1 protein-coding gene is annotated in these 1,944 nt (G+C 75.5%); it reads right to left on the bottom strand.

Going from position 1 to position 1,944, the window contains the following annotated elements; translation table 11 throughout:
* The coding region (locus tag FOE67_RS24195) for an ATP-binding protein (protein WP_228474231.1) at window positions 1-1,944 on the bottom strand (1,944 nt) is incomplete at both ends.

The following is a 1,944-nucleotide window of genomic DNA, read 5'->3' as shown; positions in this document are numbered from 1 at the left end:
TTCAGAGTTGTATAAGAGACAGGGGAGGTGGGGTCGGTGGTGTCCCACAGCCGTACGGTGCCCGCTGTCGCCAGTTCCCCGGCCGGGACCTCGCGTTCGGTGGGGGCCACGGCCGCGAGGAGACGTCCGTTCCCGCTGAGGGCGACGGGCCCCGGGCCGGTGCCCGGCAGCCGCGCCAGCTCGCCGGTCCCGGCAGTGCTCCACAGCACGACATCGCCGTCGGCGTTCATGGCGAGCATGGATCCGTCCGCGGTCACGTCCAGGTCGGCCACGACCGCGGCCTGGTGGTACGTCCCGGGCGTCTCGTGCGCGGCCAGCAGCGGACCGAAGCCCACCTCGGGGTCCAACTGGTAGGCGATCAGCCCGAGTTGTCGGGACAGGCCGGGCCGGGAGTCGCGTAGCCGGGCGGCGTCGGCGGCGACGAGGCGGGCCACGGCCTCGGCGCGGTGGGCGTCGGCGGCGTCCCTCTCGGCGACGGCTTCCCGCTGGTAGACGACGGCCGTGACTCCGGCGGCGGCGACCAGCAGCGCCAGCACCACGAGGACGGAGAGGACGGCCGTGCGGGTCCGTCGCCGACGCCGCTCATGGCGCCAGGAGTGGCGCAGGAACGTGGTCAGCCTGGGGTCCGGGTCGGTGGCGGGGGCCGCGCCGGGCTGTCCGGTGACCGTGGTCAGCCCGGCGCGCTCGGCGCTTTCCCGGGCAGCGGCCAGCCGCACCCCCCGGTACAGCAGCGACGGCTCGCGTCCCGAGGCCCACCACTCGTCGGCGTCGGCGGCGATCGGTCGCCGGGCCCGCAGCCATTCCCGGTCGGCGTCGATCCAGTCGCGCAGCGTGGGCCAGGCGCGCAGCAGCGCGTCGTGGCTGATCCGGACGGTCCGGTCGTCCACGGTCACCAGCCGGGCGTCCACCAGTCGTCTCAGCGCTTCCGCTCCGGCGGCGGGGTCGGGCAGCCCCTCCAGCAGAGCCCGGCGGTCGGCCGCGCGGCCGGTGTCCGCGGTCTCGCTGTCGATGCGCACCAGACGCGTGAGCAGCAGCCGGGCGGCGGCCCGGCCCGCCGTGTCCAGCTCCTCGTACACCTCCTCGGCGGTCCGGGCGATGGCGCTGCCGATGCCTCCGACGGCCCGGTACCCGGCGAATGTCAGCCGCCCGCCGCTGCGTCGCCGCCAGGTGGCCCACAGGGTGTGGGAGAGCAGCGGCAGCACGCCGGTGGGTCCGCCGCTTTGGTCCACGGCGCCCAACTCGGTGAGGAGCAGGTCGGCCAGTCCGTCCTCCAGGACGAGGCCGGCCTCCGCCGCGGGGCGTTCGATCGCGGCGCGCAGCTCCTCACGGCTCATCGGTCCGGCCGGGACCTGATGGTCGCGCAGCACCGCCGCGAGGTCGGGCAGGGCCTGGGCGTGCGGATAGAAGTCCGAGCGCAGCGCGAGTACCACGAGTGCGCCTGCCTCGGCGGCGGCCCGCAGGGCGCGCACGAAGGCTTCTCGTTCGCGGGCGGACGGGCAGGCGGTGAACAGTTCCTCCAGCTGGTCCACGATCAGGAGCGGCCCGATGGGTCCGGCGTCCCGGGCTCTCGTCCCCGCCATCAGCCGGGCGATGGCCTCGGGCCGCTCGGTCAACTCCTCGCCGCTCAGCGGCCGATCCGGGCTGATCCGGGCCGCCAGGGTGTGCAGCGGGCGCTCCCCGGGGGTGAGCAGGATGGCGGGGGCGTGCGCGGTGCCGGGCAGCTCCTCGGTGGCCGCGCGGCGCAGGGCGGGCAGCAGCCCGGCACGCAGCAGGGATGTCTTGCCGGAACCCGAGGGCCCGACGACGATCAGCGGAGAGGAGGGGGACGCGGTGGCGCGGATGCAGGCGTCGAGGAGGTCCGCGAGCAGCCGCTCACGGCCGTGATAGAAACCGGCGTCGTCGACGGTGAAGGGTTCCAGACCCGGGTACGGGCAGGGGCCGGGC

It is taken from the genome of Streptomyces calidiresistens (genome assembly GCF_014141525.1).
Taxonomy (GTDB): domain Bacteria; phylum Actinomycetota; class Actinomycetes; order Streptomycetales; family Streptomycetaceae; genus Streptomyces; species Streptomyces calidiresistens.
This window is presented reverse-complemented; position numbering and strand designations above follow the sequence as displayed.